Below are 22,013 nucleotides of genomic sequence, written 5' to 3'. Positions count from 1 at the left end.
GGACTGTGACCCAGACTCGGACAAGGTTGGAGAGAGGCCGGGGCGCGCTCGGTCCCGCGCTGGCGCTTGTGCACACGGGACGCGCGCCCACCCGCGCCGTGCTCACCGCCGAACTCGGCGTGACCCGGGCGACGGCGGGTGCCGTCGCCTCCGAACTCGAGGCGCTGCGGCTGATCCAGGTCGACACCCGGCCGGGCGGCCCGGTGGGTGCCCAGGGACGTCCCTCGCACCGCCTGGCGGTCAACCCCGAGGGCCCGGTCGTGCTCGCCGCGCAGATCCACACCGACGGATTCCGGGCCGCGCTCGTCGGGCTGGGCGGTCACATCGTCGCGACGGCGCCGGTCACCATGGCCGTGCCCGCCGATCCCGCCCATGTGCTCGCCGACGTGGTCGCGGCCGGCGCACGGCTGTTGAGCGAGCACGGGCGGGTCTGTGTCGGGGCCGGCCTCGCCGTGCCCTCGGCGGTCGCCGAGCCCGAGGGCACGGCGCTCAACCCGCTGCACCTGGAGTGGCCGGCCGGTGCGCCGGTGCTGGAGATCTTCCGGGAGCAGGTCGCCCGCGGCGGCATCACGGCACCGGCGGGCACGCCGCCGCTGTGCTTCGTCGGCAACGACGTCAACGTCGCCGCGCTCGCCGAGCACCGCCATGGTGCGGGGAGCGGCGCCGAGCACCTGCTGGTGGTCGCCACCGGCCACCGCGGTGTCGGCGGCGCCCTGGTGCTGCACGGCAAACTGCACACCGGCAGTGCGGGGCTCGCCCTGGAGGTCGGTCACCTCACGGTCAACCCCGAAGGGCGCGCCTGCCATTGCGGCAGCCGGGGATGCCTCGACGTCGAGGTCGACCCGCTGGCCTTCCTGGAGGAGGCGGGCCGGGCTCCCGGACCGGAGGTCTCGCTCCTCGAGCAGTCGGTCACGCTGCTCCGTGAGGAGTACGAGGACCCGGCCGTCCGCCGGGCCGCGCACGTTCTGATCGACCGTCTGGGCCTGGGCCTGGCCGGACTGGTCAACGTCCTCAACCCCGACCGGATCCTGCTCGGCGGCCTCCACCGTTCGCTGCTCGACGCCGACCCCGAACGTCTGCGGGCCGTCATCGCCGACCGCAGCCTGTGGGGACGCAGCGGCAGCGTGCCGGTGCTCGCCTGCGCCCTGGACCACAACAGCCTTGTCGGCGCGGCGGAACTGGCCTGGCAGCCGGTCCTCGACGACCCGCTGACGGCCCTCGGCGTATAGTCCCGCCGGAGCGGCGGTCAGAACAGCGGCTCAGGGGGCTCGTCCGTCCGGCTCAACGGCCGCATCGGCGGGGTGGGCAGGCCCTGGGCCGCGGCCGTGAGGGGCCAGCCCGCGGCCAAGTGGGCGTCCAGGAGCACCACATCAGCGGCTCCTTCCGGCAGCCGGACGTAGAGGTCGGCGCCCGCCACCGCCTCCACGGTGCCGACGAGGGCGGTGCCGGGGCGGAGGCCGGACACCGCCGTCGCGGCGCGCGGCGGACGAGGCTCCAGCCCGAACACGGCGGCGTGGTCAACCACTTCGAACGGGCACGGCGCCAGCGTGTCGCACCAGTCGGGCACGGCGAAAGCGGCCTCGCGCACCGCGCGCAGCTCCGCGTGCCGTACGTCCGGCGGTGACGGCGTGTCACGGGCGGCGCGCTTCGCGGAGGTGCTCACCCGGTCGGGTACGCCCAGGGCCGTGCCGAGCACGGACTCCGCGCGCCGGGCCGCGATCAGCGGTCCCCGGCCGAGGAACGAGAAGCACAAGGCGGCCTGTTCGAGCAACCGGGCGGTACCGCGCTCGGCGGCGGTGATGCCGACCTTGCACAACCCGGGCCCGAACCAGGCCAGATACAGCGCGTAGGGCCGCGGGTCGTCCAGCCGGGTGTCGGCGGCCACCGACCGCGAGCGGTCCAGCGCCGCGCACTCCTCGCACTGGTCGCGCCGGGCCTGCGGCGGCAGCGTCCGCGCCCGCGGGCAGGGCGTCCACCGGCCGGACCGCCGCACCCCGAGGCACAGCCGTTCCGCGTCCGGTTCCACGGCGAGGGCCAGCGGCTCGCCCAGGCGCACCGGACTGCTCCGGTCGCCGTGCCCGGGGTGCCACCACGCCCAGGCCGGGCCGTCGGACCGCCATCGCAGACCTGCGCACCGCCACATGATCCGCATGCTAGGCGCAGCCACTGACAGCCGGCGTACTCCACAGGGGGTAGCCGCGGTGCCGCTGGCCGTACGACGACCCGGCGGCCCCCGGCGACCAGGCTCGGTGACGGCACACGATCCGCCGTCACCAAGGAGATGAGTCCGCATGGACACCACCGCACTGATCCCGCTCGCCGACCACTGGGACGGCGGCGGCCCCGGCCCCTGGATCCTGTTCTTCCCGCTGATCTGGGCCGCCGTCATCGCGGGCGTCATCCTGCTGCGCCATACCCTCTGGCGCACGTCCGGGCGCGGGAGCGGCCCCTGGCACACCCGTGCCGCACTCACCGAGCACTCGCCCATCGCGATCCTGGGGCGCCGGTTCGCCTCAGGCGAGATCGACGAGGACGAGTACTGGCGCCGTCTGTCCGTCCTGGACGAGCAGTTCGGCCGCGGCGCCAAGGGCGGCGACCGATGACCGCCGCCCGCGTCGTCGACGCGGTCAAGCTCTACGGCTCGGGCGACGCCCGGGTCCGGGCGCTCGACGGCGTCACCGTCGACTTCCCCGCGGGGCGCTTCACCGCGATCATGGGGCCGTCCGGATCCGGCAAGTCCACGCTCATGCACTGCGCGGCGGGACTCGACACCCTCAGCTCCGGCAGCGCCTTCATCGGCGACACGGAACTCGGCACCCTGGGCGACCGGCAGTTGACGCTGCTGCGCCGCGAACGGATCGGCTTCGTCTTCCAGGCGTTCAACCTCGTGCCGACGCTCGACGTCGCGGAGAACATCACGCTCCCGCTGGACCTGGCAGGTGCCCGGCCCGACCGCGCCTGGGTGGACGCACTCATCGACGTCGTGGGCCTGGGTGACCGGCTGCGCCACCGCCCTGCCGAGCTCTCCGGAGGCCAGCAGCAGCGGGTCGCCCTCGCCAGGGCGCTGGCCGGCCGCCCTGACGTGGTGTTCGCCGACGAGCCGACCGGGAACCTCGACTCGGGCTCCGGGGAGGAGGTGCTGCGGCTGCTGGGCCGCGCCGTGCACGAGATGGGCCGCACGGTCGTCATGGTCACCCACGACCCGGTCGCCGCAGGCCACGCCGACGAGGCGGTCTTCCTCGCGGACGGACGCCTGGTGGACCGGATGCCCGACCCCACCTCGCAGAAGGTCCTGGACCGGATGAAGGCCTTCGACGGCACCAGGGGCACGGATTCCCGCCTGCCCATGGCCCAGGGAGCGGGGTCGTGAGCGGTTCCGCGCGCGCTTCGCTGCGCCTGAGTCTGTCGTCCTTGCGGGCGAACAAACGGCGCTTCGCGGGCACCTTCGCGGCGGTGTTCCTCGGCGTCGCCTTCCTCGCGGGCACCATGGTCATGGGCGACACCCTGAGGGCGAGTTTCGGCGTTTTGTTCGCGAATGCCAACACGGGTGTCTCCGTCGTCGTGCGCAGTGCGGACGTCGTGACCGTCGCGGGAGAGGGACTGGGGACACGAGAGCCCGTCGACACGTCCCTCGCCGCACGGCTGCTCGGCGTACCCGGCGTGGCCGCCGCCGCCCCGGACATCGAGGGCGCGGGACAGCTGATCGGCGGCGACGGGGAGCCGATCGGAGGGCAGGGCCCGCCCACCCTCGCCGGGAACTGGATCGACGACCCGGAACTCAACCCGTACGCCATGGTCGAGGGCAGGGCCCCCAGGACGGCCGGGGAGGCCGTGGTCAACCGCGGAGCCGCCAGGACGGGCGGCCTGCACGTCGGAGACACCACGGTGCTGCGCACACCGGACCCCGTTCGGGTGAAGATCGTGGGCCTGGTGACGTTCGGCGGTGAGGACGGGATGGGGCAGACCACCTTCACCGGTCTCTCCCGGGCCGACGCCGAGCGGTATCTGATGCCCGGGCCCGGCAAGGCGTCCGCCATCAAGGTCCGTGCCGGACCGGGGGTCGGTCAGCGGCAGCTCGCCGACCGGGTGACGCGCATACTGCCCGCCGGCGTGGAGGCCATCACGGGACAGCAGGCGACCGACGAGAACCTCGACCAGGTCTCCGGCCGCTTCCTGTCGCTGTTCACCACGCTGCTCACGGTGTTCGCCGGCATCGCGCTCCTGGTGGCGACCTTCAGCATCCACAACACCTTCGCGATCGTCGTGGCCCAGCGCACCCGCGAGAACGCCCTCCTGAGGGCGCTCGGGGCCTCCCGCCGCCAGGTGGTCGGCGCGACGCTCACGGAAGCCGTCGCCGTTGCCTGTGTCTCCTCCCTGGCAGGGCTGCTCGGGGGTATCGGCATCGCCGCCGGACTTCAGGCGCTGTTCCCCGCCGTCGGCTTCCCGTTCCCCGACGGAGGGCTGGTCGTCCACGCCGCCGCGCTGGCCGTGCCGTTCGCCGTCGGGCTGGTCGTCTGCGCCGGCTCGGCAGTGGTGCCGGCCGTCCGCGCGGGTCGCACCGCCCCGCTCGCGGCACTGCGGGAGACCGAGGCGGACCACTCAGGCGCTGTGCGGGGCCGGGCCGCGCTGGGCGCACTGCTCGGCGCCGCCGGTGCCGCCCTGACGGTCGCGGGGGCGACGGATCCGAACGTGTGGCTCACGGCGGCGGGCGCGGCCTCGGTCGCCGTGGCGTTCGTGGTGCTCGGCCCCGTCGCCTCCTCCTACGCCGTACGGGTCCTGGGAGCGCCAGTGGCCCGGCTGAGGGGTGTGACGGGTGCGCTGGCACGCCGCAACGCCTTGCGCAGCCCGAGGCGCACTGCGGCCACGGCGACCGCGCTCATGATCGGCGTCGCGGTGGTGTCGCTCTTCACCGTGTTCGGCGCCTCGCTCAAGGCGACCACGGACCAGACCGTTTCCCGCACCTTCGCGGGCGATGTCGCGGTGACGGCGTCCGGCTTCGGAGCCGGGGCCAACGGTCTGAGCCCGGGTCTCGCCCCGGCGGTGGCCGCGCTCCCCGAAGTGGCGACCGCGGTCGGGCTCGGCAAAGGTGTCGCCGAAGTCGACGGCGGTGGGCGGCGGCTGACCGTCACCGACCCGGGCGCTCTCTCCCGCGTCCTCGACCTCGGCGCCGTCGACGGCTCGCTCGGTGCCCTGGGACGCGACGGCATCGCGGTCTCCCGCCACGAGGCCGACAGGCGCGGCTGGACACGGGGCAGCACCACGGTGCTCACGTTCGCCGACGGCGACCGGCAGACGTTCACCGTGCGCGCGGTCTACCAGGAGACAGGGCTCACCGGCGACTACGTCGTCACGCGCGCCGCCTGGGCGCCGCACAAGGTGCAGGATTCCGACGACCTCGTCGCGGTCGCCTTCAAGGGCGGCGTCACCACGGACGAGGGCAAGGCCGCGGTCGCGAAGGTCGCCGGCCGCTACGGCAACCCGCGGGTGCAGACCCGAGCGGAGTACGCGGACTCCGCCGCCTCGGGCGTCGACATCATGCTCACCCTGGTCTACGCCCTGCTGGCGCTGGCCGTGCTGATCGCCCTGCTCGGCATCGCCAACACGCTCACCCTCGCCGTCCACGAACGCACCCGTGAACTCGGGCTGTTGCGGGCGGTGGGCCAGACGCGGGCACAACTGCGCGCCATGGTGCGCTGGGAGAGCGTGCTCGTCGCGGCCTTCGGCACCGCGGGCGGACTGGCCCTCGGCGCCTTCCTCGGCTGGGCCCTGGTGCGGGCCTCGGACAGCGCCGGCACCGGGGCTTTTGCGGTGCCCCCGGTGCAGCTCGCCGTCGTCCTGCTGGTCGGGCTGGTGGCCGGCGTCCTGGCCGGCTGGCGCCCGGCCCGCCGGGCCGCCCGCCTGGACGTGCTCCGGGCCATCGCCGCGGAGTGACTCCGCGGGCGACGACCTCGTGGTCCACGGCCGCCGTGCCCCACCCGGGGTGCGGCGGCCGCGTGGGTCACACCAGCAGCGGTACGGCGTCCGCGGCCTCGCGCCCGGCCTCGGGGGTCCAGTCCTCGGACGGCTCCGGCAGGGCGGTCTCCGCACGCGGCGAGAGCTTGCGTGCGGCCATCGCCGTCGGCTCGGCGTGCTGCCGCGCCGGGACCGTGGTCTCCGCGCGCAGGGTGAACCACACCACCTTGCCGCCGCCGGGCAGCGACTCGGTCCCCCAGCTGTCACTCATCGAGACGACCATGGCCAGGCCGCGGCCACAGGTGGCCAGCGGTTCGAAGTCACGGACGCGCGGCAGGCGCGGATCGTTGTCCGATACGGCGACGGTGAGCCACCCCGACGCAAAGCTCAGCTCGACGGAACAGCGCTTGTCCGGCCGGGCGTGCCGGTGGACGTTCGCGAGCAGTTCGGTGATACCCACCAAGGTGGGGTCTATCAGGGGATGCAACCGCCAGTACCGCAGCTGGGCGGCCACGATACGGCGGACCTGCTGGATCCGGGATGGCAGTGCCTCCAGCTCCAGAGCGCACTGCCGGTGGTTTCCTTCGGTGCTGATCACGGCTGCGACTCCCTCCGCGGGAGAGCGCGGCCCCTTTGACCGGGGCCGTGCCCCGCCCCGCATGGAATGGGAACACCTTTGCGGGATTGCTGTGAGTGACTGCTGCAGTGACTCCGTGATGCCCCTACAGGGTCACCCCGATGGATGCGGTCCGCAACTCCGTGTACGCGGAGAGTCCCATTCCGTTCCGGGTCAGTGCCGGTTGGTGACCTTTTGTCGGGCCGTGTGCAGCGCTTCCATGAAGCGGCCGGCCGAAGTGGCGCCCTGCTGGCGCAGAGTGAGCAGGTATCCGGTCCCGTTGAGTCTGGCCAGGGTCCGCCGCTTCACGGCGAAGCGCGTGGTCAGGGCCCGCACGTCCTCCACCGGGGCGCTGTCGATCTCCCGGCCGCGGCTGGTGAGCAGCACCAGCCGGCCGTCGCGGATCAGGACCTGACCGCCGCGGGTCAGCGAGCGCAGGCGCCGTCCGATGCGCACTCCTGTCGCGGTGAACTCCGCCTCGGCCACGGTGATCCCCTCCTCGGTCCGAAGGCAGTCTGCCCGGCCCGGGCTGCCGCGCACCAGGGGCTGCCTATGATCGGCACCACAGGACGGAAGGAAGGCGAGCGGGTGAGCACCATCGAGCAGGGCGACGACGGGACGGGCGCGGGCAAGGGAGCGGCCGTGCCACCGACGTCCACGCTGGACGTGGACCGCACCGATCCCGCGTACCGGGCCTGGCTGAAAGACGCCGTGCGCAAGGTGCAGGCCGACGCCAACCGCTCCGCCGACACGCACCTGCTGCGCTTCCCGCTTCCCGAGGCGTGGGGCATCGATCTGTACCTCAAGGACGAGTCGACCCACCCGACGGGCAGCCTCAAGCACCGGCTCGCCCGCTCCCTGTTCCTCTACGGCCTGTGCAACGGCTGGATCCGGCCGGGCAAGCCGGTCATCGAGGCGTCCAGCGGTTCCACGGCCGTGTCGGAGGCGTACTTCGCGGCACTGATCGGGGTGCCCTTCATCGCGGTCATCCCGCGCACCACGAGCTGGGAGAAGCAGCGGCTCATCGAGTTCCACGGCGGGCAGTGCCACCTGGTCGACGATCCGCGCACGGTGTACGAGGTGTCCGCCCGCCTGGCGCAGGAGACCGGCGGCCACTACATGGACCAGTTCACCTACGCCGAACGCGCCACGGACTGGCGCGGCAACAACAACATCGCGGAGTCGATCTACCAGCAACTGCGGATGGAACGGAACCCCTGCCCGGCCTGGATCGTGGCCACGGCGGGTACCGGTGGCACCTCCGCGACCATCGCGCGGTACGTCCACTACATGCAACTGGACACCCTTGTGTGCGTCGCCGACCCCGAGAACTCGGTCTTCTTCGACGGCTGGGTGAGCGGCGACGACTCCGTTGCCTGTGAACGCGGTTCGCGCATCGAGGGCATCGGCCGCCCCAGGGTGGAGCCAAGTTTCGTTCCGGGTGCCGTCGACCGGATGATGAAGGTGCCGGACGCCGCGTCGGTCGCGGCGGTGCGCACCCTGGCGGCGGCCATCGGACGCAAGGCGGGCGGTTCGACCGGGACCGGACTGTGGAGCGCCTTCAAGATCGTTTCAGAGATGGTCGCCGCCCACCGCACGGGCAGCGTCGTCACCCTTATCTGCGATCCGGGCGACCGGTACCTGGACAAGTACTATTCCGACGCGTGGTTGGCCGAACAGGGGCTCGACATCGCGCCGTACTCCGCCACCATGGAAGCGTTCCTCGCCACGGGCGTCTGGCGGGGCTGAGGCTTACGTCCGTTCCGTTCTGTGACGTCGTGGTCACCTGGGCGCCGCCGGAGTTCCGTATTCCCTTCCCCGTGCGCTCTTAGTTTCCGTGTATGACGATCTCTCAGGCGGCACCTCCGGCGGTCGTCCCGGCGTCCTCCGCCCCCGGGGCGGTTCCCGCGGTGGCCACCCGCGACGGCCGTCGTCGTATGCCCCCTCCGGTGCGACTGGTGGTGCAGGCCTGCGTGTCGCTGGCCGCGCTCGTCGCGCTCTGCGTGGCCACGGTGGTCGGAGCCCTCGCCGTGCGGTCCGACGCGGAGCAGTTGCGCGACGCCTCGGCGCAGCGTGCGTCCGCAGCCGCCGAACTGCGCTTCTGCCTGGCCGACCTGGACGCGCAGCGGGCCAACCAGCTGGTGCCCGGCTTCGACCCCAACGACAAGGAGGCCGTGGTCGGCAACCGCTTGGTCGCACTCATCACCGCCCATGAGCGCCGCGCCGAGATCAGCGACCTGCTGCGGCAGCTCGGTGGCGACGACACGCACGCGAACCAGGTGCGCGACCTCCTGAACGCGCTCGGCCGCTACGACGACGCCAGCGGTCGTGCCGCGTACCTGGACGAGAGGCAGCCCGATCGCCAGGCCGGCCACCCTCCGCGGGACGCCCTGGACTTCTCCGCCGAGGCGGGCGAGATCATGCACAGTCAGCTGCTTCCCGAAGCGGCCGCGTTGGCGAAGGCCTACGACGAGAAGGCCGGGGACGCCGCACGGGCGGCCAAGGACGCGGCGTTGCGCTCCGCGCTCACCGTCGGCGGGTTGGGACTGCTCACCGTGCTGATCCTGCTGTGGTGGCAGCGCGATCTGGCCCGCCGCCACCGCCGTCTGTTCAACCCGGCGCTCGTGGTCGCCACCGCGGCGGCCCTGGCCGTGGCCCTCGCCGGGGTGGTGTCCTTCACGTCCGCCGCCGACGACCTGGAGGCAGGTGTGTCGGACGGGCTCCGGCCCTGGTCCCGGCTGGCCGAGGCGCGGGCCGTCGCGGCCGAGTCGGCCGCCGCGCAGAGCCGCTGGGTGGTCAACGACGCCGATCCCGTGCGGCGCACCGAACTGGACTCCCTCTTGAAGAACCTGGACGGGCTGCTGGCACCCGGCACGTACGCCTCGGCCGCGGAACGGCCCGCCTATACCGACGTCTTCACGCGGTACGGCCACTTCCGGGCGGACGACAAGGAACTGCGGAACCTGATGGCCGGCAACGAGCTCCCCCGTGCCGTGGAAGTCCTGACCAATGTCGGGGGCAACACTGTCGGCTTTGACTTCTGGGACTTCGCCACCACCTTGGAGCGGCTCACGCAGGCGCAGCAGGCCGACTTCGTCACCCGCACCTCGCAGGCCCATGCGGAGCTGGACGGCTGGCCCGCGATCCCGCTGGGGGCGCTGGGACTCGCCGCGGTGCTCGTCGTGGCGGGTGTCCGTCCGCGACTGGCGGAGTACAGGTGAAGCCTGGGCGAACATCATCGTCGGCGCTTGTGGGGAACGTGTGTTCGTCGATAAAAAGTTCTGACCTTTTCGGCTTCTTTTGTTTGGACGAGCACCGGTGAACGCCTCCCCTCCGAATCCTGACGACATACCCTCCGTGCCCGATGACGTGTGGGACCGGTTCGTCGGTGACACGGAGGCGTCCATCAGGGCTTCCGCGCCCAAGGAGCCGTCCGCCCGGGCCCGGATGGTCACCGAGCGGCTGCGCCAGCAGGACGCCCTGGTCGCACGGGAGGCCAAGCGCCGTGGCCGCGGCGCGAAGTCCGCCGCGCGGCAGGCGCAGCCCGAGGCGTGGCGTGCCGGTCCCGATCCGTTCACGGAGGAAGTGCGCAGGCCCAGGCGGCGCAGGGGACTCGGCATCCTCGGCGTCCTGGTCGCGGTGGCCGTGCTGCTCGTCCTGCTCAACCCGGGCGCCGCGCTGTCGTGGCTGCGCGGTGGCGGGTCGGACTCCTCCGGCCTGGGACCGCTGCCGCCTGAGACCGCCCGCCCCACCGCCCCGCCGTCCGAACGGCCGGTGGTGGGCGCGGCGACGCTCGACGAGCCGTTCGCGGGTTCCCCCGCCGAGCGCTATGCGCACGGTGCGGCGGGAATCGTGCCCCCCAAGGCCAAGGCGGTCGGCTGGATGACGAGCGAGCAGGTCGCGGCGTCACTGGAGCAGGCGAAGGCCTTTCTGGTCAGCGCCAATGTCGACCCGGCCACCCTGCGGGGGGCACGTCCCGCGGCCGCGCTCGCGGCCGTCGATCCGCGACAGACGTCCATTCACTCGCTGTACGCCCAGGCCTTCAAGAAGCCGGACAAGAAGCACGACCCGCTGTGGATCGCCACCCGCTTCGATCCTTCGGAGGTGCGGGTCGTGGAGGACGCCGTGCGGACCCGCGGCCGCATGACCTTCCGGGAGGGCGAGGACCGGGAACTGGCGCTCCACGCCGACTACACCTTCGTCTATCCGCTGGTGAAGGCCGAGGGCGGTTCACGCGAGGTCGCCCGGACCATCGTGCGGCGCGTGATCGACTTCAAGGTGCCGGACCCCACGCGGTTCCAGGTCACCAAGGGGAAGCTGTACATCGCCGAGTACAACCAGGAACTGTCCAACTCCGCCTGTTTTGTGGACGACGGCTTCCTGCACCCGTTGTTCGCCTCGGATGCCCGCGCCGGCGCCGGCTCCGGCGGGCGCGGGACCGGCGAGCCCGTCGACCCCTACGACCGCAGCAGGGACATCAATGCGGGCCAGGAAGAGGGCTGCCTGAGCACCTCCCGGACCTGAGGCGGCACGGAAGGCAGCCGATCGTCGGTCGACCGTCCGTCAGGCGCTGTCGCCGTGACCGTCCGTCGCGGGGCGATCGGCACCCTCCGGCTCCCCGGCCACGATCAGGTGCGAGAGATGCTCCGAGATCTCGGCGCGCAGCACCTCGGGGATGCCCGCGTCGGTGACCAGGGTGTTCACGTCCTCAAGGGTGGCGAACGAGCTCAGGCCCACCGTGCCCCACTTGGTGTGGTCGGCGATCACCACCACGCGGCGCGCGGAGCGCACGAAGCGCCGGTTGGTCTCGGCCTCGGCGAGATTGGGCGTCGACAGGCCGGCCTCGACGGAGATGCCGTGCACCCCGAGGAAGAGCAGGTCGAAGTGGAGCGAGCCGATCGCCTGGTCGGCCACCGGGCCGACCAGTGAGTCGGAGGGCGTGCGCACGCCTCCGGTGAGCACGACCGTCGCGGCGCCCTCGCGGGTGCCCCCTGCCGTCCCGGTGCCCCGGGACGCGGAGTGGAAGACGTCCGCGACGCGCACCGAGTTGGTGACGACGGTGAGGTCGGGCACGTCGAGCAGATGATGGGCCAGTGCGTACGTGGTCGTACCGCCGGAGAGCGCGATCGCGCTGCCGGGCACGACCAGCCGGGCCGCCGCGCGCGCGATGGCCTCCTTGGCCCCGAGCTCCAGTCCGGCCTTGACCTCGAAGCCGGGCTCGTGGCTGCTGGCGGGCGCGACGGGGACGGCGCCGCCGTGCACCTTCTCCACCACGCCCTGGCGGGCGAGCGCGTCGAGATCGCGGCGGACGGTCATGTCGGAGACGTTGAGTCTCCGGGTCAGTTCGTTGACCCGGACCCCGCCGCGCCGCCGGACCTCGTCCAGGATCAGCGCGCGCCGCTGTTCCGCGAGCAGGTTCTGGTTGTCGCTCACCCCAGGTCCCGTCCCATCCTCCGAGGTCCCACGCCGTCCGCACCCGGCCTGTCCGGGCACCGGCGGACTCGCCATCCTTCCACGCCCGCGCACCGGTACGTGGGGGCGAGTGGCTCGGCGTGACGGGTCACACACACAACGCGCGTAACTCGATCGGGTGGGATCGGGACATACCCCTGTCCAATTCGCGTACGCGTGCCCGATTCTGAGTACGCGCGTTGCCGTACACGCATAACGGGGAAAGTACGGGAAAGTACGTGAAAATACGGGGAGGCGATCGCGATGCGGTCGGATGCGGTAAAAGCCGAGCTCTCGCTCGAACTGCTGGTGCACGGTGTCGGGGGCACGACGCCGCAGACGATGCTCAACGACCCGCGGATCACGCGGGTCTGCGGTGACGACACCGCCGGGATCTACCGCCGCGCCGACGACGCCGACGCCGAGAGCCGTCCGGGCGACTACAGGGACGCCCCGGTCCCCGATGCCTACTCCTGGTGCAATCTGACCTCGGGGGACGGCAGTCGCGCCCTGTGGCTGCTGCTGCTCCCCTTCATGGTCGTCAATCTCGCCCACTGGATGCGCCCACCGGTCGACCACGGCCGGCTGGACCGGGCCTACGACGTGCTCATGCGGCTGCTCGCGCTCACGCTGACCGTGCTGCTCGTGGCCGCGGCCTGCGAGGTCGCGATGGACCTGGTGGCCTGGCAGTGCGCGGGCAACGCGGCGTGCGTGGGCGGGAAGAGCTGGCTGTCCTTCCTCGCGGGCGGTGAGCCGGGGCGGCGCGTCGCGGCGGGTGCCGCGCTGCCGGTCGGCCTCACACTCCTGCTCTGGTGGCTCTCCCGGCACACCTGGTACGCGTACGAGTCCCAGCGCCCGCTGCCGCTCCCGCCGACGGCCCAGGCGCCGCCGGCGGATGCCGACGTCACCCCGCTGTCCCGGCGCGGCTTCTGGTACGGGCGGCGGCTGGTGGCCCGGTTGCGGGCCGCGCACACCGCGGCGGGACTACTGACGGTCGCGGTCGCGCTCGTGGTGCCCGCCCTCCAGCACGACATGGCACCGCGGGGCGGCCCGGTCCTCGCCTCCCTGGGATGGCTGCTCACCGGGGGCCTGGCCGGGCTGACGGTGGCCGTGGTCGCGGTGACCTGCGGGATGGGCCGCAGTGAGCACGCGCCGGACGAGGCGCTGGACCCGCGGCTGGCCCGGGCGATGCTGGGCGGCACGGCCGCCGCGGTCCTCACCGCGGCCCTGTACGCCTGCTGGCACCGCCCGGGCTGGATCTCCACCGGCAGACTCCCCGTCGGGGACGCCTTCGCCTGGCTGGCGCTGCTCCAGATGCTGCTGCTGGCGGTCCTCGGCACGGTCTCCCACCGGATGCACCGGGCCGGAGGCGGGCAGGGGGAACTGAGCGGGCTCGCGGGCCCCGTTGTGGCACTGCTGGCCTGCGCGCTCGGCGGGGTGCTCAGCGGGGGCATCGCCCAGCGCGTGGCGGACTGGCTCGACCGGGGCGGGATGCCCGGCGCCGCGGGCAGCACCGTCGCCGGGCCCCCGGTGGTGCTGTCCTGGCAGGCGGCTGTCATCCCCGTGCTGCTCCTCGTGCTGGCCTTGGTCGTCGTGCTGACCGCACGTCGTCTGTGGCACCGCGTGCGGGAGTTGATGCCCCGCGTCGAAGCGGACTACCCGGGCGAGGAGCACGAGGCGGCGCGCACCCGGCAGATCGCGACGGCCCGGGCCCGGGCCGAACTCACCGATCAGGCATCGGTCTTCATCGGGGTCACCGGAGCGGTGTCCTTCCTGCTCGGCGCGGGCGCGCTCGCCGGGGCGTGGCTGAGCGACGCGGTCCCGGGCCAGGCGAGCCACGGCGCCCCGGACATGGTGCGCACGGCGGCGCAGACCGCCCAGGCCCTGGGCTCCTGGCTGGTGGGCGCCGGTGTGGTCGCCCTGATCGCGCTGGGCCGCAGGGCCTATCGCGACGCGGGGGCACGCCGCACGATCGGCATCCTGTGGGACGTCGGCACCTTCTGGCCACGCGCGGCGCACCCCTTTTCCCCGCCCTGCTACGCCGAGCGGGCCGTCCCCGACCTCACCTGGCGCATGACGACCTGGACCGAGGCGCACCGCGGCCCGATCATCCTCTCCGGGCACTCCCAGGGCAGCGTGCTGGCCGCGGCCGCGGTGTGGCAGCTCGATCCGGCGACCAGAGGGCGGATAGCCCTGCTGACGTACGGCTCGCCCCTGTCACGGCTGTACGGGCGGTGGTTCCCCGCGTACTTCGGCCCCGAGGCACTGGCCGCGCTCCACCGAGACCTCCAGGCGTGGCGGAACCTGTGGCGCAGCACCGACCCGATCGGCGGCCCGGTGCACCTGGACGACCCCGGGCCGCCGGTGGACCGCGGGCCGCTGGCGGACCCGGCGGCGTACGGGCGTACGGAGCAACATCCGCTGCCCGCACCGCTGCTGACGCACTTCGACTACCAGGCCGATCCCGCCTTCGCCGCGGAGCGCGGCGCCCTGCTCACGTGGGTCTCCGAGCATCAGAAGGAGGTGGTGCCCGCGCAGGCTCAGGGCAGCGGCGGCAGATCCTCGGGGTAGAGCAGCTGGAGTTCCTCGTGGCTCGGCTCGCTCACCTGGGCGAGACGGCCGGCGTGGCGTTCCACCATGGCCTCGAAGGTCTGCCGGGCGGTGCGTCCGTTGCCGAACGCCGGGCCCTTGGGGATGGCGGTGAAGTACTTGTACAGCGCCTCGGCGGCGTCGTCGGCGAGCTGGTACTCGTGTTCCTCGGCCTGCGCCTGCACGATGCGCAGGAGTTCGACGGGCGTGTAGTCGTCGAAGGTGATGGTGCGGGAGAAGCGGGAGGCGACACCCGGGTTGGCGGACAGGAAGTGCTCCATCTCCGCCGTGTAGCCGGCCACGATCACCACCACGGCGTCCCGGTGGTCCTCCATCAGCTTGACCAGGGTGTCGATCGCCTCGCGCCCGAAGTCGCGCCCGGAGTCCTCGGGAGCCAGCGCATAGGCCTCGTCGATGAACAGCACGCCGCCGCGTGCCCGGTCGAAGGCCTCCTGCGTGCGGATCGCGGTGGAGCCGATGTGTTCGCCGACCAGGTCGACACGGGCGACCTCGACCAGGTGCCCGCGCTCCAGGACGCCGAGCGCCGCCAGGATCTCCCCGTAGAGACGGGCGACAGTGGTCTTGCCGGTGCCGGGGGAGCCGGTGAAGACCAGATGCCGGCGCGGGGAGGGTGCCTTGAGCCCGGCCTTCTGGCGGCGGCGGCCCACGGCGATCAGGTCGATGAGCGAGCGCACCTCGCGCTTGACGCTGTCCAGGCCGACCAGGGCGTCGAGTTCGCTCAGCACCTCCTCCGAGGGCCGGCTGTCGGGAGCCGGCGGCGCGGGCGCCGAGGACGCGGGCGTGGTGAAGGTGGGCTGCACCGGCACACCGCCCAGCAGCCCGAAGGACTGCGTCGCGGGCTGCCGTTCGGCGGCGGGCGAGCCGGCCGAGGGGGTGGTCTCGGCGGGGGTGCCGAGTTCGCCGCTCTGGTCGCCCGTGCAGTCCTCGGTGACGGGGCCGGGCTCGGCGAACTCGTAACCGCCGCGTGCGCAACGCTCGGTGCGGCAGCGGGTGAGGACGGAGCGGCACCCGTCGATGATGTGGAAGCCGTAGCCGCGGCTGCCCGTGACGCGGCACCCGGTGAAGGTGCCGCGCCCTCCGGCGGAGACGTAGAAGCCCGCCTCGGCGGGGTTGGTGACGACACATCGGTCGATGGAGGGGTCGGCGCCCTTGGTGACGATGACGCCCGTGGCGGTGTCGTCGATGGTGCAGCCGGAGAGGGTGCCGCCGCTGCCGTGGTCACGGAACCAGGCGCCGGTGGAGGCCTCGCGGATGCGGCAGTCGTCCAGTTGCACGGTGGCGCCGTCGCTGACCGAGACGGCCGTGTTGCGGACCTGGGTGATGTCGCTGTCGACGACGTCGGCGCGCGAGCCCCGGTCCAGGACGAACAGCGCGTCGGGCACGTCGTGGACGCGGCAGGACTCGAGGACGGCCGCGGCGCCGTCGCTGACCCAGACCGCCGGGTAGTCGCCCTGACTGTCGTGGATCTCGCACTGGTTGGCGTCGGCGCGGGTGCCGGGGTCCCAGACGGACAGGCCGTTGCGGCCGAAGCGGCGCACCGTGGTGCGGGTGAGCGTGAGCACCGAGCGCGAGCGCAGGTCGATGGCGTTCTCGGGGATGTCGTGGATGTCGCAGTCGGAGAGGGTCAGCACGGCGTCGGTGTCCAGCGTGATGCCGTCGCCCGTGGTGCGGTGCACCTGGCAGTCCGTGAGGTGCCCGGCCGCGCGGGAGGCGACCTGCACGCCCGTGCCCTTGACCTCGTAGATCTCGCACCCGATCGCCTCGGCGGTGGTCCCCTCACCGGTCAGCGCCAGCCCGGCGCCCGAGGTGTTGCGGATTCTGCAGCGCTCCAGGCGGGGGGAGGCCCCTCCGCGCACCGAGACGCCGCTCTGCCCGGCCGCGACGACCTCGCAGTCCTCGAAGAGGCCGCCCGAGGCCGCCTCCAGGACGCTGATGCCGAGCCCGGCGGGGTTGTCCACGGTGCAGCGGCGCACGGTGGGCCGTGCGCCGCCGCGGACCTCTATGCCCACGGCGGAGCGGGTGCTGACGCGCAGTCCGGACAGTTCGGGAGTGGCGGAGCCCTCGATCAGCAGGGCGGCGGCGGAGATGTCCTGGCCCTCGACGGACAGGTCCTGGACCGTCGCCGACGCACACACGGTGAGCGCGACCCCCGAGGGCGGGGCGATGCGCACCGACCCGGCGCCCTCGGCTCCGCGCAGCGTTATGGCCTTCTCCACGACGAGGTTTTCCCGGTAGGTGCCGGGGTTGATCGACAGCACGTCACCGTCGGCGGCCGCTTCCAGGGCGGCGGCCAGGCTCTCGTACTCTCCCGTGCGGCGGCGCCACCGTGAGCTGCTGGTATGCGTCACCTGAACCACGCCTTGTGCCATGGAGATGCTGTGCCCCGTCCTCTTGCGCTGCGCCGACCTGGGGGCCTCCACGGTAGCGTGCGCCGGGTGCCCGTCAGCACCGAGATGGAGATGGATCACCTGCCGGATATGTCAGCCGCCGGCGCCGGCCCGTCCCCAGCTCTGTCCGGCGGCGGCCCACTCGCGCTCCCACTCCACCAGGCGTCGTCGCATCAGGTGCCACAGGAGTGCCTGGCGTGCCATGAGCCCCAGAACGCAGGCGGCGATGAAGGTGCCGATCCCGGCGAGCGTCGCGTGGGTGTCGGCGGTGCCGGCGTCCAGCGGGGCCGGAGCCGGCGCCCGCCCGGCCCGGTCGGTCCACAGGGTGATCCGGTCGCCCTTGCCGCGGTCGGCCGCGATCAGGACGTGCGCGGTGCGGGCCCGGCCGTCGGCGGCGGTCCAGCGGACGACGGCGGGGCGGCGCTCCTCGCGCACCTGGCCGGACTCCGGGTCGCTGTCGGACACCGCGCGGGGACCGGCCCTGAGCACCACCGCCGGGAGCTGGGTGCGCTGCGCACGCTCGCTGCGCACGGTGTCCCTCAAGGTGCTGCCGACGGCGGCTCCCGCGGCCCAGCCGGCGGCGGGCGCGCCCAGTGCGATCACGCACGCGGAGGCGAGCGCCGCCCAGGACTCGAAGACATCCGACCGGCGGCGCAGCGGATTACGCCGCCAGCGCCATGCCAGCATGCTCACGGCCATCGCAACGCACCCCCTTCACCGTCCAAGTGCCGCACACGGCACGGGACATGTGTGGCACCGAACCGGCCGGAGAGAGCCATCCCACGCTCGGTCCGTCCGTTCGGACGCCCGGACCACGCCACGGGTACGTGACGCGCATCACTCCATGATGGTCAACGCGTCGCCGACCCGGAGTGTTCCGGTTCCGAGGGGTACGACATTCTGTCCGAACAGCAGGCCCGTGGGGGCCCTGCGGTGCCGGGCGAGCGTCCGCAGGGGTTCCTTGCCGCGCTTCGCGGTCCGCTGGTCCGTTGTGGTGACCACACAGCGCCCGCACGGTTTCGCGACACGGAATTCGACTTCCCCGATACGGATACGCCGCCATGTGTCCTCCGCCCATGCCTCGGTACCCGCAAGGACGGCGTTGGGGCGGAATCGGTTCATCGGGACCGGCCCCTCGTTCGCGTGATCGCCCGCGGCTATCAGCGTGTTGAGGGCGTCCAGCGACGCCTCGGTGGTCAGCAGCAGCGGAAACCCGTCCGCGAAACTCACCGTTTCCCCGGGGCGGGCGAAGTCCGGGTCGAGCGGGCGCCGCCGGGCCGGGTCGTCGAGATGGACAAGGGTGACCTCCATGCCCAGGTAAGCGCCGAACCAGGCGGCGGCAGCGGCCCCCGCGGCCACGGCCTCCACCTTGTCGCGCCAGATCGTCACCGGCGCGGTCGCCCCCGGGTCGGGCACGTCCACGGTCAACGGGTCCTGCCCCGGGGCGTGCAGCAGCAACCCGCCCTGCGGCAGCGACTCCGCGCGTGCCAGGGCCAGCCGGGGCTGCTCCCGCTGCGTGACGAACTTCCCCGCAGCGTCCACGAGCATCCACCGACGGTCCCCGGCGAGCCCCCACGGCTCCACCGTCGCCCAGGACAGCGGCACGCCCCCGGTCGACTTGACCGGGTACACGTGCAGTGCGCTCAGGCGTGGTGGCGGCGTCGGCGTCGTCATGCCGCCATCGTGCCAGCCGGCGCGGTCACCCACCCGTCGGCGGGGAACCGGCCGTCCGGCGTCCCGGTCAGCCCGGGTAGTACCCCTGGCCGAGGTTGCGGCGCTGCTGGTAGGGCTGCTGCTCGTCGTAGCCGCCCGGCGCCATCTGGCGCGGGGGCACGGGGCGCGGCGCGACCGGACGGGCCTGCTCGTAGCCGGCCGGGCCCTGGTACTGCTGAGGGGCCGGCGGCTGCTGCTGGTAGCCACCGTTGAACGCGGCGGGCCGCGGAGCGGTGGCCTGCTGCGGGATGTAGGGGGCGGGCGCCTGCTGCAGCGGGGGCTGCTGCTGGTAGCCGCCGGGCGCCTGGTAGCCCGAGTACGTGCTCTGGGGCGGCGCGCTCGGGGCCTGGTTGTACGAGGACGGTCCGGCGGGCAGCGCGAGGGGCGCCGCGGGCAGGGCCGGGAGATTGCTGCCGACGCTGCTGCCGACGTCGTAGGCCGACGGAACGCGGATCGGCGCGATCTGGGGGGTGCCCCGCTCCGCGACAAGACTGTCGTAGATGGGCGTGTCGGGAAAGAACGGCGACGTGTAGTAGCCACCGCCGTAAGAACCGCGGGGGGAGGTCATAGCCCATAAGTTAAGCCCACGATGTGCTGGTTGGGGAGACCGATTAGCGGGTCATTTCATGTGCAGTGAGTGACCAGCGAAGCCGATTGTGATCGAAAGGGAGAAAATCGGGCCGCGGTCGCCGTTTCGATCGCGTAAAAGCCCTGGGCCTGGGGTGTTACCGGTCGTCCGTGCGGCAGAGCGGGCGACCCTCCGCGGCATTTCCGGAAGCGTTTCCGCCCATTGCCCTGTGTGACGGAACGGCCACTCATTCGATCCAACAGCTCACCCGCACGGGGGAGCTGTCAAGCCCTTGGGATGACTCCGGCGAACTCCCCCGGGCCCCGGGCCCGGTGTGCCACAGTGGGCCATGCGCGTCGCCATGTTCTTCGGGCAGGCACGTCCGGCCAGGCCGGAGGAGTGGCACAAGGCCGCGGCCTCCGTCGCCGAGGTCGTGGACGTGGTCGCGGTCCGGGAGCTGACCCTTCCCGCCGTGCCCGGGCTCCCCTACGCCGGCCGCGATCCGGAGCGGCCCCACCACTACCAGGTGGCCCTTCCGCCCGGCGGTCTCGCCGCCCGTCGCGTCACTGTCGGGCGGATCGGGGACGTGCTGCGTCACGAGACGGCCGAGTGCGGCCGCGTCGACGTCCTGCACGGTCATGTCCCCGGCGCCGACGACCTCTTGCCGTGGGTCGCGCGCGCCGTGGGGCTGCCGTACGTGCTCAGCGAGGACGACGTGCGCTGGTTCGAGAGCCCTTCGCGCCTGCGCCGCGGGCGGGCCCGCGCCTACCGCGAGGCCGCCTCGGTGCTCGCGGTCAGCGACGCTCTGCTGCTGCGCCTCGGCGAGCAGCGGATGCCGGGGCGCCACCGCGTCGTGCCGCACCCCGTCGGCCCCGACACCCTGCCCCGCGTCCCGGCCCGTGCGCGGATCAGCCAGGACCCGGTGCGGGTGGCCGCCACGGGGGGCTTCGGGCCGCGCGAGGGATGGGAGACGCTCGTCCACGCCTTCGCCGCCGCCCGGTTGAAGGACCCCCGGCTGCGGCTGGACATCATCGCGGAGGGGCATGCCGAGGTTCCCACCGAGCTGCGCGGCCTGCTGCGGCGGTGCGGGGTCGACTCCGCCGTCACCGTGCGCCGGGCGCGCGGACGTGCCGAGGCGCTGCACGCGGTCGCCCATGCCGATCTGTACGCCGTCGCCGGCGATGCCGAGAGTTTCTGCCTGCGGGCCCTGGACGCGCTGGGCTGCGGCACCCTGGTGGTGGGCACGCGGACCGGTGCCCTGCCCGAACTCGTCGGCCACGACGGGGGATTCCTCGTACCCCCCGGCGACCCCGCGGCCTTCGCGCACGCTCTGGTGGAGGCCGCCGCGGCACTGCCCCGGCACCAGCCGGCGGCCCTCGCCGACCGCACCTTGCGCCGGTTCGGCACGGCCGCGGTCGGCGCCCGCCTTGCCGTCGCCTACGCCGAGGCGTCCGGCCGCGCATAGGTGCGGCCTTTCCATGCCGCTCCGCGGCCGCGGTAGTGCTGCACGGCGGAGTCGACCGTCATCAGCAGATAGACCACCGCGGTGAACGGCAGCAGCGGGACGAGCCACAGCGGCTGCCGGTAGTAGCGCACCATCGGCACATAGGTGCCGCACATCACCGCCCATGCCGCGGCTCCCGCGGCACACAGCCACCAGGCTCCCGCAACTGCCCCGCCGACGGCGGCGACCGGGGGCAGGACGTAGATCAGCAGCAGCCCCAGCACCGTGCCCGCGAGCAGGGCGACGCTGTGCCGCAGTTGGGCGTACGCGCTCCGCGAGACCATCCGCCACAGCTCGGACAACCCGGGGTAGGGGCGGACGCTGTCGACCCCGTCGGCCAGGCCGAGCCAGATCCGGCCGCCGCTGCCCTTCACCGCCCTGGCCAGCGCCACGTCGTCGATCACGGCGTGCCGGATGGACTCCGGGACACCGGCCCGCTCGACGGCCGAGCGGCGGATCAGCACGCAGCCGCCGGCCGCCGCCGCCGTCCTTGACCGGTCGCGGTTGACCCGGCGGAACGGATACAGCTGGGCGAAGAAGTAGACGAAGGCGGGCACGATCAGCCGCTCCCAGGGGGCGGCCACTCGCAGCCGCGCCATCTGCGACACCATGTCGAGCCCATGGGCCCGCGCCGCGGCCGTCAAGTGCCGCAGCGAATCCGGGGCATGGGCGATGTCGGCGTCCGTGAGCAGCAGGAACTCCGGTGCCACGGCGGACTGCCCGGCCACCTCGATGCCGTGCCGGACCGCCCACAGCTTGCCCGTCCACCCGTGCGGCGGCGGCCCGGGCGTGACCACCCGCAGCGGCAGTCCGCCGCTCTCCTCCGCCAGCCGCCGTGCCAGCGCCCCTGTGCCGTCCGTACTGCCGTCGTCCACGAGCACCACTTCGGCGCGGCCCGGATACCGCTGCGCCAGCACACTGGGCAGGCTGAGCGGCAGCACGCCGGCCTCGTCGCGTGCCGGTACGACGACGGCCACGTCAGGCCACGCCTCGGGCCCGCCGGCGTCCGCCGCAGGGGGCGGGGGCAGCCGTACGTCGGTTCGCCAGAACATCCCCTGCGCCAGCAGCAGCCAGAGCCATGCCAGCAGCGACACCACGGTCGCCCACGTCAGCCATGTCACCCCGGCAGTCTGCCGCCACGGCCCCCGCCTGCGCGGCATTTCCCCGGCGCACCCCGGAACCCGGCGGGCGGCAGGGCGGCACGGCCGCCGG

At 73.2% G+C, this 22,013-nt stretch carries 18 protein-coding genes; 9 read left to right on the top strand and 9 right to left on the bottom strand.

All coding sequences use genetic code 11. The features are described 5' to 3' along the window. The first annotated feature begins 5 nt into the window (after positions 1 to 5). Positions 6 to 1,229 (top strand): ROK family protein, encoded by a 1,224-nt coding sequence (locus ACIP64_RS32865; RefSeq protein WP_401593983.1) that lies wholly within the window; start codon positions 6 to 8, stop codon positions 1,227 to 1,229. Between the two features lie 17 nt (positions 1,230 to 1,246). Here the strand turns inward: ACIP64_RS32865 and ACIP64_RS32860 are convergent, their stop codons facing one another. After that, entirely contained in the window at positions 1,247 to 2,143 is an 897-nt protein-coding gene (locus tag ACIP64_RS32860; RefSeq protein WP_401593980.1) for a DUF2797 domain-containing protein, read from the bottom strand. A gap of 148 nt (positions 2,144 to 2,291) precedes the next feature. Between ACIP64_RS32860 and ACIP64_RS32855 the strand changes: the two genes are divergently transcribed. Genes ACIP64_RS32855 through ACIP64_RS32845 form a run of 3 tightly spaced genes read left to right on the top strand, consistent with a single transcriptional unit; the run spans position 2,292 to position 5,931 of the window. Continuing rightward, a complete protein-coding gene (locus ACIP64_RS32855) occupies positions 2,292 to 2,603 on the top strand; it encodes an SHOCT domain-containing protein (protein ID WP_401593977.1) in 312 nt (103 codons plus the stop codon). Beyond that, positions 2,600 to 3,370, top strand: coding sequence for an ABC transporter ATP-binding protein (locus ACIP64_RS32850; protein WP_401593975.1), 771 nt, complete (start codon positions 2,600 to 2,602; stop codon positions 3,368 to 3,370). The genes ACIP64_RS32855 and ACIP64_RS32850 overlap by 4 nt, the downstream gene beginning before the upstream one ends. After that, positions 3,367 to 5,931, top strand: a complete 2,565-nt coding sequence (locus ACIP64_RS32845; RefSeq protein ID WP_401593972.1) for an ABC transporter permease — start codon at positions 3,367 to 3,369, stop codon at positions 5,929 to 5,931. Before ACIP64_RS32850 ends, ACIP64_RS32845 begins: the two co-directional genes overlap by 4 nt. A gap of 67 nt (positions 5,932 to 5,998) precedes the next feature. Here the strand turns inward: ACIP64_RS32845 and ACIP64_RS32840 are convergent, their stop codons facing one another. Continuing rightward, positions 5,999 to 6,550 carry an ATP-binding protein gene (locus tag ACIP64_RS32840; RefSeq protein ID WP_401593969.1) on the bottom strand — a complete coding sequence of 184 codons (552 nt, stop codon included), beginning with the start codon at positions 6,548 to 6,550 and terminating at the stop codon, positions 5,999 to 6,001. Between the two features lie 192 nt (positions 6,551 to 6,742). Continuing rightward, positions 6,743 to 7,054 carry a hypothetical protein gene (locus tag ACIP64_RS32835; RefSeq protein ID WP_401593967.1) on the bottom strand — a complete coding sequence of 104 codons (312 nt, stop codon included), beginning with the start codon at positions 7,052 to 7,054 and terminating at the stop codon, positions 6,743 to 6,745. Positions 7,055 to 7,156: 102 nt separating this feature from the next. Here ACIP64_RS32835 and ACIP64_RS32830 point away from each other — a divergent pair, with 102 nt between their 5' ends. The 3 genes from ACIP64_RS32830 to ACIP64_RS32820 all read left to right on the top strand — a co-directional run bounded on the left by ACIP64_RS32830 (position 7,157) and on the right by ACIP64_RS32820 (position 11,092). Next, positions 7,157 to 8,317 (top strand): PLP-dependent cysteine synthase family protein, encoded by a 1,161-nt coding sequence (locus ACIP64_RS32830; protein WP_401593964.1) that lies wholly within the window; start codon positions 7,157 to 7,159, stop codon positions 8,315 to 8,317. Positions 8,318 to 8,409: 92 nt separating this feature from the next. Next, the gene (locus tag ACIP64_RS32825; protein WP_401593961.1) at positions 8,410 to 9,789 is read left to right on the top strand and encodes a hypothetical protein; all 1,380 of its coding nucleotides are present in this window, start codon (positions 8,410 to 8,412) and stop codon (positions 9,787 to 9,789) included. 136 nt (positions 9,790 to 9,925) lie between these two features. Then, the gene (locus ACIP64_RS32820; protein ID WP_401593959.1) at positions 9,926 to 11,092 is read left to right on the top strand and encodes a hypothetical protein; all 1,167 of its coding nucleotides are present in this window, start codon (positions 9,926 to 9,928) and stop codon (positions 11,090 to 11,092) included. Between the two features lie 39 nt (positions 11,093 to 11,131). Here ACIP64_RS32820 and ACIP64_RS32815 read toward each other — a convergent pair whose 3' ends face one another. Then, entirely contained in the window at positions 11,132 to 12,001 is an 870-nt protein-coding gene (locus tag ACIP64_RS32815; protein WP_401593957.1) for a DeoR/GlpR family DNA-binding transcription regulator, read from the bottom strand. A gap of 282 nt (positions 12,002 to 12,283) precedes the next feature. Here ACIP64_RS32815 and ACIP64_RS32810 point away from each other — a divergent pair, with 282 nt between their 5' ends. After that, on the top strand, positions 12,284 to 14,590 hold the full coding sequence (locus ACIP64_RS32810) for a hypothetical protein (protein WP_401593954.1): 2,307 nt from the start codon (positions 12,284 to 12,286) through the stop codon (positions 14,588 to 14,590). On the opposite strand, the gene ACIP64_RS32805 is transcribed toward ACIP64_RS32810, so the two are convergent. The 4 genes from ACIP64_RS32805 to ACIP64_RS32790 all read right to left on the bottom strand — a co-directional run bounded on the left by ACIP64_RS32805 (position 14,560) and on the right by ACIP64_RS32790 (position 19,297). After that, positions 14,560 to 16,998 (bottom strand): right-handed parallel beta-helix repeat-containing protein, encoded by a 2,439-nt coding sequence (locus ACIP64_RS32805; RefSeq protein WP_401593951.1) that lies wholly within the window; start codon positions 16,996 to 16,998, stop codon positions 14,560 to 14,562. The genes ACIP64_RS32810 and ACIP64_RS32805 overlap by 31 nt on opposite strands. Positions 16,999 to 17,109: 111 nt before the next feature. Next, positions 17,110 to 17,715, bottom strand: a complete 606-nt coding sequence (locus ACIP64_RS32800; protein ID WP_401593948.1) for a hypothetical protein — start codon at positions 17,713 to 17,715, stop codon at positions 17,110 to 17,112. Between the two features lie 138 nt (positions 17,716 to 17,853). After that, positions 17,854 to 18,690 carry an MOSC domain-containing protein gene (locus ACIP64_RS32795; protein ID WP_401593946.1) on the bottom strand — a complete coding sequence of 279 codons (837 nt, stop codon included), beginning with the start codon at positions 18,688 to 18,690 and terminating at the stop codon, positions 17,854 to 17,856. Between the two features lie 67 nt (positions 18,691 to 18,757). Beyond that, positions 18,758 to 19,297 (bottom strand): DUF6643 family protein, encoded by a 540-nt coding sequence (locus ACIP64_RS32790; protein WP_401593943.1) that lies wholly within the window; start codon positions 19,295 to 19,297, stop codon positions 18,758 to 18,760. A gap of 349 nt (positions 19,298 to 19,646) precedes the next feature. On the opposite strand from ACIP64_RS32790, the gene ACIP64_RS32785 reads away from it, so the two are divergent. Further along, positions 19,647 to 20,762: a glycosyltransferase gene (locus ACIP64_RS32785; protein ID WP_401593940.1), complete on the top strand. Its 1,116-nt coding sequence runs from the start codon at positions 19,647 to 19,649 to the stop codon at positions 20,760 to 20,762. On the opposite strand, the gene ACIP64_RS32780 is transcribed toward ACIP64_RS32785, so the two are convergent. After that, the gene (locus tag ACIP64_RS32780; RefSeq protein ID WP_401593937.1) at positions 20,735 to 21,961 is read right to left on the bottom strand and encodes a glycosyltransferase; all 1,227 of its coding nucleotides are present in this window, start codon (positions 21,959 to 21,961) and stop codon (positions 20,735 to 20,737) included. The two genes, ACIP64_RS32785 and ACIP64_RS32780, sit on opposite strands and share 28 nt — an antisense overlap. Between the last annotated feature and the right edge of the window lie 52 nt (positions 21,962 to 22,013).

This window comes from Streptomyces sp. NPDC088733 (assembly GCF_044751185.1).
Taxonomy (GTDB): Bacteria; Actinomycetota; Actinomycetes; order Streptomycetales; family Streptomycetaceae; genus Actinacidiphila.
This window is presented reverse-complemented; position numbering and strand designations above follow the sequence as displayed.